The 14,050-nt window shown below is 66.8% G+C and carries 9 protein-coding genes; 3 read left to right on the forward strand and 6 right to left on the reverse strand.

Features of this window, described 5'->3' with window-relative positions; translation table 11 throughout:
* Nucleotides 1-370 precede the first annotated feature (370 nt).
* The gene (locus tag E1262_RS02485) at nt 371-1,723 is read left to right on the forward strand and encodes an MFS transporter (protein ID WP_162605736.1); all 1,353 of its coding nucleotides are present in this window, start codon (nt 371-373) and stop codon (nt 1,721-1,723) included.
* Here E1262_RS02485 and E1262_RS02490 read toward each other — a convergent pair.
* Together E1262_RS02490 and E1262_RS02495 are read right to left on the reverse strand one after the other, a co-directional pair.
* Nucleotides 1,707-4,289, reverse strand: coding sequence for an AAA family ATPase (locus E1262_RS02490; RefSeq protein ID WP_132101455.1), 2,583 nt, complete (start codon nt 4,287-4,289; stop codon nt 1,707-1,709). The genes E1262_RS02485 and E1262_RS02490 overlap by 17 nt on opposite strands.
* Nucleotides 4,290-4,823: 534 nt before the next feature.
* Entirely contained in the window at nt 4,824-5,414 is a 591-nt protein-coding gene (locus E1262_RS02495; RefSeq protein ID WP_162605737.1) for an RNA polymerase sigma factor, read from the reverse strand.
* A gap of 1,856 nt (nt 5,415-7,270) precedes the next feature.
* On the opposite strand from E1262_RS02495, the gene E1262_RS02500 reads away from it, so the two are divergent.
* Nucleotides 7,271-7,711, forward strand: a complete 441-nt coding sequence (locus E1262_RS02500) for a VOC family protein (protein WP_132101457.1) — start codon at nt 7,271-7,273, stop codon at nt 7,709-7,711.
* A gap of 103 nt (nt 7,712-7,814) precedes the next feature.
* Here the strand turns inward: E1262_RS02500 and E1262_RS02505 are convergent, their stop codons facing one another.
* Nucleotides 7,815-8,222 (reverse strand): hypothetical protein, encoded by a 408-nt coding sequence (locus E1262_RS02505; RefSeq protein WP_132101458.1) that lies wholly within the window; start codon nt 8,220-8,222, stop codon nt 7,815-7,817.
* A gap of 169 nt (nt 8,223-8,391) precedes the next feature.
* On the opposite strand from E1262_RS02505, the gene E1262_RS02510 reads away from it, so the two are divergent.
* Nucleotides 8,392-8,649 (forward strand): hypothetical protein, encoded by a 258-nt coding sequence (locus E1262_RS02510; RefSeq protein WP_132101459.1) that lies wholly within the window; start codon nt 8,392-8,394, stop codon nt 8,647-8,649.
* A 201-nt stretch (nt 8,650-8,850) separates the two neighbouring features.
* On the opposite strand, the gene E1262_RS02515 is transcribed toward E1262_RS02510, so the two are convergent.
* The 3 genes from E1262_RS02515 to E1262_RS30130 all read right to left on the reverse strand — a co-directional run.
* On the reverse strand, nt 8,851-11,286 hold the full coding sequence (locus tag E1262_RS02515; protein ID WP_132101482.1) for a glycoside hydrolase family 2 protein: 2,436 nt from the start codon (nt 11,284-11,286) through the stop codon (nt 8,851-8,853).
* Between the two features lie 29 nt (nt 11,287-11,315).
* Entirely contained in the window at nt 11,316-13,145 is a 1,830-nt protein-coding gene (locus E1262_RS02520) for a hypothetical protein (RefSeq protein ID WP_132101460.1), read from the reverse strand.
* 26 nt (nt 13,146-13,171) lie between these two features.
* Nucleotides 13,172-14,050 (reverse strand): hypothetical protein (locus E1262_RS30130; RefSeq protein WP_162605738.1); only part of this gene is annotated, 879 nt, incomplete at its 5' end.

Here is a 14,050-nt window from a genome sequence, read left to right on the forward strand (position 1 = left end):
GCGAGTCGGCTTTTCGGGATGTTTTCGACTTCACGAGTTCTCCTTCGGCTGCGCGGCCACCCGCGCCAGACGCACTCGACGCCTGACTCCGCGACCGTGTCTCCAGTCGCCCGCTACTGCCGTTCCATCGCCGTCAGGGTGCCGACGGCAATGTGACACCAGCGGCAAGAACTTAAAAGAATCGGGCCAATCCGCGTCCTGAAGTGCGCAAAGACGCCGTAGCCAACACTGAACGAATGCGTTGCAAAAGCGGACAAAGAAGCGCAAAAGCAACTGCACGGACGTGGAAATTCATCCTTGGGATTAGTCCCTTGTCAGTGCCCCCGCTGGGACAATCGTCGCCGTGCTGAGAGGCGAACTTCTGACGCACTTGCGATCTCCGCGAGCCGGGTATGCGGCTGCGGATGGCGCAGCCACGCTCATCTGGACCGTCGTCGGGGGCTACCTCGTCGTCTACTACACCGACGTGGCCGGCCTTCCCGCCGCAGCGGTGGGAACCCTCTTCCTCCTCGTGCGGATGTTCGATGCGATTGTCGACCCTGTCATCGGCGTCGTCATCGACCGGACCCGCACACGGTGGGGACGCTCCCGGCCGTACTTCCTGTGGGCGAGTGTCCCGTTCGCGACCCTGGCCGTGTTGACCTTCTCGGTACCGGACTGGTCGGAATCGGGCCGGCTGGCGTGGGCCTACGTCACCTATCTCCTGCTGAGCGTGCTGTACTCGCTCGCCACCATCCCGGTGGTCTCCATCCTCGCCGCCCTCACGGCGGACGACCGAGAACGCGTACGACTCTCCTCGCTGCGAACCGCCGGGAATCTTGTCACCTCGGTGGCCGCAGGGGCGGCCATACTTCCGTTGGTCGCCATGCTGGGCGGCGGAGACGACGGACGAGGTTACACGCTGGCCATGTTCCTGCTCGGGTCAGTGTCGGTCGTCCTGTTCCTCTTCGCCTTCGCCACGTTGCGGGAACGAGCCGCGGGCGATCGGCGGCTGCGAGTAGCCGAGGTGAGAACGGTGATGCGGGGCAACCTGCCCCTCAAGATCATGATCGGCGGCGGGCTGCTCATCAACGCGGCCTCGGTCACTCGGGTGGCATCGACCGTCTACTTCTGCCGCGACTATCTAGGTCGCGAGGACCTCGTTCCGGTCCTCGCCCTCTTCCCCGTCCTGATGATCGTCGGGCTCGTGCTGGCCAGGCCGGTGGCGCAAAGGATCGGCAAACGCAACGCCCTCGTCGTCGCGCTGATCGTCCAGGCGATCGGCTTCGCCCTGCCCATACCGTTCGGACAACATGTCGGCCCGGTGCTGGCCGGAACGGCACTGGCGAGCGCCGCGCTCGGGTTGCTGATCTCCGTCGAGTACGCCGTGCTGGCCGACATCGTCGACTACACGGACTGGCGCTACGGCGTGCGCGCCGCGGGCGTGATCGCGTCGCTGGCGGCGTTCTCCGCCAAGGCGGGTAGCGCCTTGGGCGGCGCCGCTCTCGGCTGGCTGCTGGCCGCCGGCGGCTACCGATCCGGTGCCGAGCAGCAGCCGGCTGCGGCCCTGAATGCCATCAGGTTCTGCTTCTACGGGCTCCCCGTCATCGTCTGGCTGCTGGTCGCCGTGCTCCTGGCGGCCTACAAGGTGGACCAGCAGCTCGCCCGCATCAGGGCGGACCTTGCCGCCCGAGAGGTCGTCGCGGATGTCGAATCGGAGACCCGATTCACGACTCGTCCGTGAGGATCCCTGCCGCATCGGCCACGTCGAGTGCATCGGCGCGGCATCGCACCCCCAACTTGCGATACAGACTGGCCCGCTGAGTACGGAGCGTGTTGACCGAGACATGCAGGTCGTCTGCGAGGTCGGTCAAGGTGACATCGGTCAGAGCGAGCCTGTGCAGCAGCCGCAGCTCTCGCGCGGTGAGGTCGTAGTGGCGAGCCATGTCGGGGAACAGCTGTGGCACACCGATCACCCAGCTCGTGGGAAGTACGCCGAGACTGCCGACAGCACGCAGGTCGCCCGGGGGGAGGAACGTCAATGGAGTCCGAAGTCCATTCAGGTCCATCAGCGCAGCGGCTCGCTCCAAGCTCACGCGCGCCATCTGCTGCTGATCGAGCCGGAGGGCGGCAGCAGATTGCAGCAGCAAACCAATAGCCTTGAACCTCGGATCACCGGCGCAGACCCGCACGGCCCGGGCCAACTCAAGTGCCCGCTCGGCAGACCGGCTGGCCAACGCCGAGAGCGCCTTCACCACCTGCGCCCCTCCCGACGCTCGTGATCCGCGGGATACCGCTCGCTCGGCCAGCACGAGTTCACCGGCGCTGACGTGAAGCAGGCCGACGACGACCTCGTGAACGGCCAGCATCTCCGCCCCCGGCGGAGGACGTTCGGCGTCGCCTCGAGCCGCCCGTAGTCGCGCCAGCCCCGCGTGGGGCCGGCCTCGCGCCGCGTCGAGGTAGGCCTGGACCGGCACGAACCACGCCCAGTATTCGAGTACCCCGAAGGTTTGCTCGACGGCCTGGACGTGCTGCTCCGCTGTCGCCAGATCGAACCGCTCGAGGGCAGCGATCGCCTCCGCGAGGTGATAGGGCGATCCCAGATAATCGTCCTTCTCATCGGGTGGCCAGTCGAGCCGTCGCGCTCGCTCGATCCACTCCCGTGCCATTGGCATCTTTCCTAGAGACGCCGTAATCGCCGCCAGTGGCGGAACAGTAAAAGCGTCCGCACCCTCGTCGGCTGCGAGGGCGTTTGCCTCGGTGTAGGCCTCGATCGCGCGCGCGAGATCGCCGGACTGCCACAGCTGGTTTCCGACCAGCGTGAGCCGGGACGGAAGAAGCCAAGCCAACTCGTGACGAGCCGACACCGACAGACTCCGGTACGCCTGGAGCACACGGTCAGCGGCCGCTGTAGCCATGTCAGTCGGACCATTCACCCGCGTCGCGACCATCTCGATCACCGAGAGCGCGAACCGCTCAACCTCGTCCACCGAGTCTTCCTGCAAGCGCTGAGCGGCTGATGCACCAGCGAGGGCGTAGAGTCGGCGAGCCTTCGCGCGTCTGGTGTCCGAGGAGCCGATCTGCGTCGCCAGGAACAGCGCCAACGCCGGATGGTCCTGCAGCGCTCCACGCGGGATGCTCTGCAGCGCCGCCACCGTCCGAGCCGAATCGTCCGCGCTGACGGAGAAGAAACACGGCCACACAGCCCTGCTCGCCAGGGTCAGGTCGCCACCACGGATGGCCGCAATCGTCGCCGAGTACGGATCGCCGTGCACCATCGCCCAACGGGCGTAACGTCTGGCCAGCTCGTTTGCCGCATCGGAGCCGTCGCGCCGCAGTTGTGACCACAAGGCGTAACGCACCATGGGGACTAACGTGAATTCCACCTCGGAATCCTCGGCCGGTCCGACGTTCCGCGATCCCAGCCCAGCCGCCTCGGCCTGACCGAGGAACCGCACGGCGGCCGCTCGGGTCACCTGCGCCAGCTCGGCGGCGATGTCCGCACTCAGGCGGTCACCCGGCGAGGTCCGCTGGAGGAAGCGTGTGAAAGCGGACCGGCCATAGGACCGGCGCAAGGACCTCAGGACATGATGGCTCAGTCGCTCCGCGAGCGTCTCCCGGCTGTCCGCAAGTGACGCCTCACGGCCGAGTACATGTACGGCGAAGGGCACTCCTGCGGTCACCTCCTGGACGGCATCCACGTCGAGGTCACCCGCACCAGCATGACGTAGCGCGAGCGCTGTCTCATCGGGAGTGAAGCAGAGGGCGTCCCCGCCGATGACCTGAGGCCGGAACTCAAGGTCGATCTCCGGATCGCCGAAGTTGGCCGAGGTGCGGCCCATGACGACGAGTCGGACACGCTCGCCGTGTCGCATGAATGCGACGAGGTCGTCAAGCAGGTTGCGGTCCTCGATCCGGTCGATGTCGTCGACCACCAGCACACTCGGTGTAGACACAGCCGCGGCCAGCCTGATCACGGAACCACGCAGATCTTCGGACGCGAGGGTTCCGCTTCCGTCCAGGAGACCGCCGCCTGCTGCCCGGAACAGGGCATGCACGCGGCGCCAGAACCCGAGCCTCGTGGCGCAGTCGGCGTCGACCGTCATCCACACGCCTGCCTCACGACGGCTGCGCACCCACTGCGAGACCAGCGTCGTCTTGCCGAACCCGGAGGGCGCCCGCACCACCGTGAGCGGCTGAGGCCCGTCGAGCAGCTCGAGCAGCCGAGGCCGCTCGACGATAGGGACCGGCAGGCGCGGGGCCGCGTGCGGGCCCGGGGCAGGAGTACTCGACTGCTCGAGCAGGGACAACTCGGCAACTCCTCACGGGTCGGGGTCACGACCGCCGGCGAGTCGTCGAGTACGTCCTCCGGCCGATCAATGCCCATCGGGTCACGACGGATGGCCGCACTACGCCGAGCAGTCACACATAGCAGAGGACACGCCGGCACTCCACAGCATGCGACTGCACGCAATGTGACCAGAGTCATATTTGCGGCCGGCCGGCGTCCACTGGGTGGCAGCCGAGCCGCCTCTGGTAAGCGACCGGGTCGGCGATCGAGAGGTGGGGTGGTGCCTCCGGCGAAGGCATCGAGGTGTCACCACGCACCATCTCGCCGTCCGCACCGGCGACTCGACGATGACACCCACGGATCGCCCTCAACACGGCCTTTGGGCAAACGTGGTCAAGCCAGACCTCCCTCCAGAGCGGCGGCGGAGCATATGTGCAGGCCTGCATAGTGATCGAGAGAGACGAACCGTCGCGCGGAGTCATTCCACGGCACCTTGGAACACCGCTGATCGGCCGTGTGCACGTACAAGCTGCTCTTGGAGGAGCGACAGGAATCACGCCATCGCCGCAGACGCGGGCCTCTGCGCGCTTGTCGACATAGCGGGGAGCCGCCGGGCCGCCGCGTCGAGCCGGCGTCTCGGTTGGCTCCGACGAGGCGAGTGATCTGGATACGCTGATCGGAACGCACGACGTGCGCGCGTTGCAAGGCTGGAAACGGCTGTGGGGCTGATGGCCATCAGCGGTGCGAGCTCGGTGGGCGCGTATCCCTCGACCTCGATGAGCCATAGGATGGCGCGCCATCGCCGCGGCAGACTGGCCAGGGCGGCGGCTGCGGCATCGCAGTCCTCGGCGCGCCGATAGCGCGGCTCAGGAATGGGGAGGCCGATCCGAACGAGAGATTCGCTGCGGGCTTGCTGCCGCTGGGCGAGACGCCTGGCGACGGCGTGGACGTAACCCGCCGCAGAGTCGCGCGGTCCGCGGCCCGCCTTCAGGGCGAGCAACACGGCATAGAACGTGTCTTGGACGATGTCCTCGGCCTCGTCGGCGTCCTGCAAGATCCTCAGCGCCACGCCACGCGCCAACGGCGCGAACCGCCGGTAGAGCGAGGTGATTGCGTCCTCGTCGCCGCGGGCAGCGGACCGCAAGGGTTGATCATCCGCCCTACTCATTCCAGCCCCCGAGCATCGGCCGCATCAGGTCGACCCGGTCGACCCCGGTGAGCTACGAGAGCCGGTGGAAGCGCCTCCGGCCGCCCCGCCGACGCGTAGCGGACGATGCCTGAGATCTTCGGTACGCGAGAACGAAACGGCAGCGCGAGAACGAGCGCAAACGACATGGCTCGCTGAAGGTCGGCCGGCAGCCGTCGCCAGCGGCGCGGGCGCTTGCGGTGGGCCCGAAACCTTCCCCGCCAAGGCATGGCTGCACCTCACCTTCCGGATCGACCGTATTGCCGGAACGGCGACACTCCTGACGTGGCACTCCAGACACCGGCAGCAGAAGGAACGTAAGGGAACTGGGCGGATCTCCCGACAAAGAAGCACATCCGGTGTGGTGATCGACAGAAGGCCGGTGTGCAATAAAGCTGTCGAAACACGGACAAACTCTCGCACCGTTGTGTCCAAATTCGTCCCCCGGCTTAGTCCGTCCCACAGCCTCGCGTCCAGGTCGGCGGGCAGCCGCCTCGGGAGTTGCGCCCAGCCTGAACGGCCCGCGTGACACCGTCTCGTACCGCCTCGCCCCGCCGATCAGGTCGTGCGCCAGAGCGAGTGCTTCGACTCGGCAGTGCCCGGGGAAGCAGCAACCCAGAGGCTGGGCGCTCACGTCGAACAGATAGTTCGAACTGGCGGGCGCGGATCAGATAGGCAACTCGCGCACCGGGCCTCGATTGGCGGTCAAGCGCGCCGAAGCACCCAGACACTCCCGCGTCATTCCGGCTCCCCGCGAAGGATGCAACACTCAAGGATGCCGAGATCGAGCAGCGGATCGGCCAGCGGGAAGCGCTGAGGGTTTCTTGAGAAGGCGCAGAGGCTGAGTACCGTCTGTGGAGGGAAGATGGGCAACTCCTCGGACGCTCTTCTGGGTCTCATCTCCTGGCACATCAGCTCAGATCGGAGCTGATGTGCCGGGGTCGAACGAAGCCCGCCGTCGCAGGCAGCGTCATTGCGCGCGACGCGCCGCCCGCTAGCCTCGCTGAGCCTCTCCCCCGGCCTCACGGCTCGATCTCGGCCACGACGACTCCGTATGGCTCCAGGTGTACGCCGAGAGACATCCGCGCCCTCGAGCGTGGTCAGCCGGACGCCCGGCGCATCGGGCACGACCCGCGGATCGAGTACCCGGACCGGGCCGGCTGACGCGCCGCCTCAACGACGTACTTCACCTGCCGACTCGCGCATCCGTCACCGTCGTAACCTCGCACGAGCCACTCCGCTGCCCACCACGGGATGCGCTTGAGCGGCACACGCTCCAACGCGTAGAAGGCTGCAGCGTCCTCGGGCGCTGGTTGTTCGTCATCGGCCGGCATCTGTCCCTGAACGACGAGGTGAGGCCACTGAGCCCCGCACGCCTCGTCCAGGGACGAGGCGTGCGTTCCCAGTGCAGATCAACCGTTGTGAACAAGTCGTCAAGCGACGGTGACCAGAAGCCGCTGTGGCAGTTCTCGCACTCTGCGAACACCCGCAGGGAGTCGATCCGAACCATCATGGCCAACTCGGCGCTGGAGCAAATGGGACATACGCTCTCGCTGATCACGGCCACGACAACATGATGCCTGCGAGGGCGTCGCGTCGCGGCGGCGGCTGATCGTCTTGCAGCTCGACATACTCATCTGCCACGAATCGCGCACTCATATCCGCGTCTTATCGCCGCGAGAGCAATATGCCGTCCCAGACGACTTCTCAAGATCGGGGGTGACCACGAGGTTGCGGCTAGACCATGTCGAGATCCCGGCCCCGGCTCCGTCCCAGCATCGAAGCGACCAGATCACCAGCGGAGGATGGATCACATGACACACGTACAACGTTTCGACCACATCGGCATCACCGTCGCGGACTTGGAGTCGGTGACGGCGTTCTTCGTCGGGCTGGGTCTCGAGGTCGAGGGCACGGGATCCGTGGAGGGCGAGTTCGTGGAGACCGTCTGCGGCATCCCTGGCGCGCACTGTGAGATCGCGATGCTGCGGTTGCCCGCCGGTGGAACCCGGCTGGAGCTCTCGAGCTTCGTCACGCCCGACCACGTGCCTGGATCGCCCGCGGCGATGGCCAACGAGCTGGGTCTGCGCAACGTGTCCTTCGAGGTCGGCGACCTCCTGGCGGCAGTCGACGCTGTGGCTGCGGACGGGTACGGGCTCGTGGGCGGTGTCGGCGAGTACGAGGGCAGTGTCCGAATGGCCTACGTCCGCGGGCCCGAGGGGATCATCGTGTCCCTGTTCGAGCAGATCGGCTGACGCGCCCCGAACGGCCCCAAAACTTGGCCACGTATTTCCGAGAACGACCGTAGAGAGCCGCCTACAGCCGTTGACGGCCGGACAGACAAGAACGGCCCCTCACCTACGTTCTAGCAGGTGAGGGGCCGGCGCCGCCCTCATCACCGTCGCCCTCGGCGGGGCGATGGCCTACCGGTTCGTGCTCGACGGCCAGGAGGCCGACTAGGTCCTCACCGTCGTCATGGCCCTGTTGTTCGGACTCCTCACGCTGTCCGTCGCCGTCCTCGCGTACATGTCGGAGTTCGCCGACGGGAGCACGTCGACTGAGACCCTCGACGTCCTCGCACCGCAGCTGCACCAGACCAAGGCGACCGTCGATAACCTCATGCGGAAGATGGAGGTCGCCACGGTGGAAGCGGGCCGCCGCCTGGCCGCGCTGCAGCGAACCATCGCCGACATCGAAGCCGAAGCCGAACGGCGGGTGCTCGCGAGCAGCGCCGACCGCGCCATCCGATACGCCCGGTCCCTGCACCAGCAGGCAGGCAGTGGGGGAACCTGCCGGCTCCGCGTCTCGACAGGACCGGCCTGCGCCTCGCTGAGCGTCAGGCATCGGAGTTGGCCAGCCACCAGCGAGCAGTCGAGGACGACGCCAGGCGGCGTAAGGACGGCGACGACGACGCGCCCGGAAAGCTGGTGGCACTGTGAGCCGGTTCAGGCGCGTGCGGGATGCGGTCACACGGGCGGGAGCTATCGGCGGAATCATCGGGCATCTCGTGGGTTCCGGCCAGGCCCCGCCACCGGCCGACATGCCGGACTATCTGACCAAGCAATACAAGATCCACACCGAGCTGCAGCTCAACAAGCGCGCTCGTGACATCAAAAGGCTCACGAGCACGACGAACCGGCCGGTCGCAGCGCTCGACCCACGAGACGCCAAGCGCCTGCGCGGAGGGAAATGACCGCCGACGCCCAGGTGCGGGCACCGAGTCGTGGCAGCGGGCGGAGCGCCCGTCGCCGGCGTCGGGCTGGAACGTCTGGGCGGATCTTCTCCGGGGTCATGAGATCCACCTCAGCATGTCCGTGCAGCGTGATCGTTCACCAATCGCTGCCCAGCAGCTTCCTCATCTTGCGCTCCGCGTGGTGACAGCGGGGTCGACGGGCTATGTCCCCGAGTTGAGGTCGTTGGCGCATCTGAATACCGGGGTTTGCCGCAAACGCTCGGCAGGCAGGCGTGCTCCATTGTGGATTCGGATGGTGCGTTCCTCGCCCGGCAGGAGTGTGACGAGCATGTCGTCGACGGAGGCGTGTGCATCCAGCCGGTCCACGAAGATCGCAACGTCACGGAGCAGTGTTCGCGCGCAGACCCGCATCAGCGCGTCGTCACCGTCACGGCGGAAGTCGATGTCGTACGACGGCGCGGGATAGTCGAGATCCTTGTCCGGGCAGAAGAACCACGTCGTCCGCATGCCGCCCACATCAGCGACGAGCAGCTCGCGCGCCGGCTCGCCCGGGGTCGTGAGGTTCGGTGGGAGCCGGAACGTCGATGTGCTGTCCCGCCTGACCGAAAGCTGGCTCTTCCAGTCCGCCAGCAGATCGCCGGCGAAGCTACGACGCTCCACCCGGAGTGTGCCGTGCCAGGACGCGTCGCCGTCGTTGACCGCCACCGCGGCGAGTCCGTCCTGGTCCGGCTGGATCGTCAGCATGCGATCGGCGTACGCACGGCGTAGCGCGTACCACATCGGTTTCTGTCGGCCTGCGGAGTCGATGGCCGACCACGAGATCGCTGGCCAGCAGTCGTTGAGCTGCCACACGATGGCGCCCATGCATTGTCCTCGGTGTGACCTGAAGTGCTCGACGCCGAGGGTGATGGCGCGGGCCTGGTTGAGCTGTGTCGCAAAGTGCCAGTCCTCGGTCGTCACCGGCGCTCGGAAATGCGTGGCGAGGCCTCGGGTCAGCTTGGCATGTCCGTCGTCGGCCTTCTGGTGGCTCAAGATTCCCGCCGAGTCGGGAGTCAGTGGGTTGTCGTGAACGGCGCGGGTCAGCGTGGTCCATGTCGGCGGCGCCTGGTAGCCGAACTCGGCGACGAAGCGCGGGACGTGGTCGCGGTAGGCGGTGTAGTCGCGTTCGTTCCAGACGTCCCACAGGTGGGTACAGCCGTGCTCGTCGGCGTTCGGTGCGACGTCCATGGAGCCCGAGTACGGGCTGCCGGGCCAGTAGGGGCGCGTGGGATCGATCTCGGCGAGGAGGGCGGGCAGCAGGTCCACGTAGAGGCCGAGACCCCAGGGGCGGTCTTCCAGCTGTTCCTGCCAACCCCAGTCGTGCCAGCCCCAGATGTTCTCGTTGTTGCCGTTCCACAGGGCGAGGCTGGGATGTGGCATCAGCCTGACGATGTTCTCTCGCGCTTCCGCCTCGACCTCGTCGGCCAAGAGCTCCTCCGGGTACGCGGCGCAGGCGAACGGGAAGTCCTGCCAGACCAGGATGCCCAGCTCGTCGCAGGCTTCGTAGAAGTCGTCGGTCTCGTAGAGTCCACCACCCCAGACGCGAAGAAGATTGACGTTGGCGTCCCGCGCCTGCTCGAGTCGCCGCCGGTAACGGTCGGAGCTCACGCGGGTGGGGAAGCAGTCGTCGGGAATCCAGTTGGCCCCACGACCGAAGATCGGCCGGTCGTTCACGATGAGAGTGAACGCTGATCCGCCGTCGTCGGCCGCGGTGTCGAGCTCGATGGTGCGGAAGCCGATCTGTCGCGCCCACGTGTCGAGCAGCCCGGTCTCGGTCTCAAGCGTCAGGGTGAGCTCATACCGCGCCTGCGCACCCATGCCGTGCGGCCACCAGAGGTCCGCGTGGTCCACCTCGAGTTCGATCTCGCCCGTCGTCTCCGCGCCAGGGATCGTGATCGTCTGCTGCGATCCCCCGACCGATGCGGTCAGTTCGACGTCGTGTGGCGCGCCCGCGCGCTCCAACTCGACCTCGACTCGGACCATCCCTGTCGTGCCGGCCACTGAAATGATCGGCCGGACCTTGTCGAAGCGTGCCACGCTCCATGCGTGCACCTGGATGAGCTTCCAGATGCCGGCGGTGACGAGCTCGGGCCCCCAGTCCCAGCCGAAGTTGCACGCCATCTTCCGGGCGAACTGATACGGCTCCGGCAAGATCTCCACGGGCCTGGGCAAGTCACCGACCGTGTCCCGGAGCTCGCGGCTGCGAAGCACGGCCGAGGCGAACGTCACGACCAGCTCGTTGGCGTCTCCGGCGAGCACATCCTGAACCGGGATGCGGTACGACCGGTGCATGTTCCGCGTCGTCCCGACAAGGGTTCCGTTCACTTCGACGGTCGCGAACGTGTCGAGACCGCCGCAGACGAGGTCGACCCGGTCGGCCTCCCTCTCTGGCGTGCCGAACGTCGTGGAGTATTTCCAGTCGCACCGCCCGATCCACTTCAGCTCGTGCTCGTTCTGATCGAGGTAGGGATCGGCTATCAGAGCCGCGGCGAGCAGGTCGGTGTGCACGCACCCCGGCACGCTGGCCGGCACACCGGCCCGGAGCGCCGGCCAGATCTCCGGTGGGACGTCGTCGTGCCCGCCGGCCACTCGCAGCATCCAGCCGTCGGCCGGGGTGTACCGATCCGTCACCGGCCGAGCTCCTTCCGCAGTGCCTGGATCTGGCTGTCGACGTAGTTCTTCGTCGCGGCATCCTGGGGACCGTCCGGGTCCGCGACACCGACGATGGGGCGGTCGTGCACTGCGAGGACGGACTCGTCGAGACGCATCGCCACCCGCCCGCCGACGGTCCAGCCAACGGTGTCCTGGGCGGGGAAGTACATCCCCGTGTCGGTGTCCCGGGCATTCCCGACACCGGGAAGCCCTTCCGTTCCGGCGAAGGCATAGATGCGACCGAGGTTGGACACGAACGCCATCGGCTGGCCCGCGGGATCCTGCCATTCGGTCAGCCGGGCTTGCTGACCGTGGACCGACTGGATCACCAACGGCTTCTCGTTCTCCGCGCCGGCACTGACGAGCGCGACCGCCCGCTCGTCCACGGTCTGCGGATTGTTGACGGTCATCCGGCTGGCGATCGGCGGGTCGATCGGCGCCGACGTGGTCCGCTTGCGCGGCAGGTATGTCGTGTTGATCCCGGTGAATCCGCCGCGGTAGTTGCTGACGCCGGACGTGTTGCCCACGAACTCCAGCTCTCGGTTGAACGCGTCGCCGTAGTTGTCCGCGCCGAACACGACGACCTGCGTCTGGTCACCCACGTTGACAGATCGGCTGGCACGCTCGATGCCACCGATGACATTCGTGTCGTACCAGCAGTTGACCAGAGCGACGGTGCCGCCGATGTGGGCGAGATCGAGCAGGTAGCCCGATGGCGGGTACGGAAAGTCATCGATGTCGTCGAAGGCGGGATGCCCGCCCGCGGAGAGGTTGCGCATCGCGCACGCCTGGAACGTGAACCCGCCTGTATACGACAAGCCTCCGGCCGGCTGAACAGAACGGCGCAATATCGAGTGCGTGGCGCTTTCGAAATAGCAGCCGACGAAGCTGTACGCCGCCACGCTCCGGTCGGCCTGCACGTCTACGGCGGTGAACCACGGTTCGAGTGGCAGCGGATAGTCGGGCTCGGTCCATCGCGAGTCTCCCGGCACTGTCGTGAAGACGGTGCCGAAGAACTGTGCTCCCGAGAAGTTCGAGGCCGCCACGCCGACGTTGCACGCGCCAAGCACTCCCCCGTTGAACTTGGTGGCCGTCGAGTCGTTCTTCACGCCGATGCGGCACCACGCGATCCGGACGTTGTCGAACACGATGTCGTCGAACGACCCGGACGGATAGGTCTCGTTCGTGAACCCGGTGATGCCGTGGCCGGTGAAATGCTCGAGGCGAAGGTTCCTGATCCGGGCACCCTTGACCTTGCGCGCTGGGGAGTACTGCGGGTTCGGGTCCCCGATGACGAGGCCGTCCTCGATCCAGCGTCCTTCTTCGATTTCACCGTCGATGTACAGCTCCTCGAACCCGCCGTCCTCGGGCGGGTCGCTCTCGCTCGGCATCGGTGTGGCAAGGCGGGCGAACGGGGTGAAGTCCGCCGCCGCTTTCAAATAGGTGACCTTGGCGTAGTGGGTGACCAAGTCTCCGCGAACCAATACGCCGGCGCGGTTGTTGTCGATGGTGTCGGTGATGTAGTAAGTGCCGGCCTTGATATGGACGATGCCGCCGCCGGCATCGCCTGCCGCCTGAATCGCGGCGTTGATCTGCGTGGCGTCGTTGGTGCCATCGGTTCGGAAGTCGTCGGTGCGGTCCGGCCCGACGGTGACGCAGATCCGTGACTGGAACGGACGATGACTGCTGGCGTCGGCCGTGTGGGTGGGAAGGGCGCTGGCTGCCGCCGCGCCGACGACCCCTGCGGCGCCGAAGCGCAGGATGTTCCGCCTGGTGGAGTCCTGTGGCGTTGTTGTGTTGTCCATAGGGTCGAGCTCCTTCGTGTCTGCCGCTACTCGGCCGAGTTCTCGCGCATGGCTTGGATCTGGCTGTCGACGTAGCTCTTGGTGGCGACGTCCTGCGGAGCTATCGGGTCCGCCACGTCACCGATTGCACGGTTGCCCATGACGAGGCCGGACGACGTGAGCCGCATCGCCATGGCCCCGTCGACGGTCCACGCGACACTGCCCGCGGCCGGAAAGAACATGCCGGTGCGAGTGTCGGCGGCGTTGCCGAATGCTGGTGTGGACGCCGTTCCCGAGTCGCTGAACATTCGCCCGGCGCTCGAGACGAAGGCGACCGGCCCACCGTCGGCGTTCTGCCACTCGGTGAGCCGTTCCGCCTGATCCGCGACGCCCTGGACGACCAGCGGCTTGTCGCTCGGCTGACTCGAGCTCACGAGTACGAGGGCACGCGGGTCGTCGGCAAGAGGTGAGTTGACGATCAGCGGATTCGACGTCGCCGCAGTGTTGATCGCGGCGAAGCCCTCCCGATAGGAACTGACGGCGGCGGTGTTCCCGGCGAACGCCGGGCTCCGGCCGTTTCCGGATCCGACGATGATCACCTTGCTCTGCGGGCCGACATTGATCGTGTCGCTTGCGTCCGGGGCGCTGTCGTACCAGCAGTTGATGAGTGCAACGGTGCCGCCGATCTGACTGAGGTCGAGCATGTAGTCAGACGGTGTGACGTCGGGATAGTTCGGATCCCGCAGCTTGGAGAGATTGCGCATCGCGCACGCCTGGAACGTGATGCCCAGCGTGTCGTGGCCTCCGGCCGGCGCGATGGACCTGCGCACGATCGAATGCGTCGCGCTCTCGAAGTAACAGCCGACGAACGTGTACGCGGCGATCGACTGATCCGCCTGCACGTCGAGGTTGGTGGCCCAACCCTC

The organism is Jiangella aurantiaca, assembly GCF_004349105.1.
Classification (GTDB): domain Bacteria; phylum Actinomycetota; class Actinomycetes; order Jiangellales; family Jiangellaceae; genus Jiangella; species Jiangella aurantiaca.